This is a genomic window from Massilia sp. P2_C2 (assembly GCF_056404615.1).
On sequence record NZ_JBFUDR010000567.1, the window covers coordinates 1 to 1,710 of the forward strand.

At 69.9% G+C, this 1,710-nt stretch carries 2 protein-coding genes; both read right to left on the reverse strand.

The window, feature by feature from the left end:
* Window positions 1-937, reverse strand: a 937-nt coding sequence (locus AC1DYX_RS30885; RefSeq protein ID WP_477266003.1) for a diguanylate cyclase domain-containing protein, incomplete at its 3' end; no start/stop codon positions are given.
* A gap of 288 nt (window positions 938-1,225) precedes the next feature.
* Window positions 1,226-1,710: NnrS family protein (locus tag AC1DYX_RS30890; protein WP_477266005.1), on the reverse strand; the 485-nt coding region annotated here is incomplete at its 5' end.

The window sequence follows — 1,710 nt, forward strand, 5'->3', positions numbered from 1 at the left end:
CTTCGCGCAGCGCGAAACCGAGCCGCAGCCGCTCGACGCCGGCGTCGCCGGACACCGTGTCGTCCCAGCGCTGCATCCCCACGCCGGCCTCCTGCGCGCGCGCCAGCGCACGGTCGGCCGCGAGCAACAGGTCATCGGCCGTGCGCCCGCTCGACGGAAACGCCGCGCCGCCGACGCAGCAGGTGACGTACACGCTGTGGCCCGCGTGCTCGAACGGTTCCGCCACGGCCCTGACGACGCCCTGGATGCGGTCCGCCGCATGGGGTTGCGGCTCGCCCTCCAGCAGCAGGAGGAACCGGGCGCCGCCGTCGCGCGCCACCGTCGCCTCCGGCCCCGCGGCCCGGCCGATGCGCCGGGCGATCTCGGCCAGGATACGCTCGCCTTCCGCGCGCCCGACGAGGGCATTTACGCGCTGGAACAGGTTGAGCTGTAGGACCGCCACCTGCAGCGGATGCTCGCGGCGCGCGGCGCGCCGCAGCGCATGCTCGAGCCGGTCGCGGAACAGCGCCTGGTTCGGCAAGCCCGTGAGGACGTCGTGGGTCAGGCTGAACTGGAGGGTCACGTCGCTGCCGAGGATCAGCAGGCCGGCGCCGTGTTCCGCGTCGCCGGAAGGTACCGGCTGGATCACGAAGTCGACGTAGCGCAGCTGCGGCTCCCCTTCCGGACCGGTCACCCGCACCGCATGCGCCCGCTCGACGAGGCGTTCGCCGCTCGCCATCGCGGCCTGCAACAGGGCGAGCACGCCCTGCCCGGCCAAGTCCGGCAGGACGGCGTGGAACGGCAGGCCGACCAGTTCCTCTCGGCCCACGAGGCGCTTGACCGCATCGTTCGCGTGGGCGAACACGAGATCGGCGCCGACGAGGTGGGCAACGAAGCCCGGCGCATGTTCGAGCCATTCGAGAGCGACATAACCCTCGGGACAAGGCGGTGCGGACATGGCACCGGCCGCTCGACATGCGATGCCGCGCTCCGCGGCCGCAGGGAGGTGTGGATTGACGGCGTTCATGGCAGACAGGACTCGATTCTGGCTTAAGGAAAATCAAGCGACATGTCGAGAATATAGAACATTGCATCAAAGAATGTTCAAATATTTTTGTATGAACTGTGTCAAAGTAAAGACACTTTTGGTATCACGCGCCCGGTTCCAAGCTTTTCCCAGCATGGCGGCCCTCTGGCGCCGCGCCGCGTGCATGTCACAAATTGCACGACAACCAACCGCCGGCGCTCACCCTTCGCGGCCATCGGCCCGCGGCGCGGACAGGTACGGCAGGTACACGGCCAGGTAGGCGAGGAAGGCGGCGCTCCAGCACGCGGTGGCCAGCACCAGGCAGGTCGTGCGCCACGACGGCAGCACGGCGGCGGCGAAACGCAGCACGACGGCGGCCTGTACCAGGACGAACATCAGGCACTCGCCGCGGCCGGCCCTGAGCGGGCGGCCCGTATGGCCCAGCGCCGTGCGCGTGATCATGCCCATGATCAGGCCGGCAAGCGCACCCACGGTCAGCACGTGCAGCGCCGCGCTGCCGCCGACGATGCCGAACTGTGCCAGCGCCAGCAGGAGGTCGCCGAGCGTGATCCAGCAGTAAGACACGTGCAGGACCCACAGCAGCGGATTGCGCCACGGGCGCCTCGGCTGCCAGCCGCTCAGGCGCACGCCCTCGCCGACGGCGGCGAACAGCACCAGGCTGGCCGTGACGGGCGCGGCCAGGC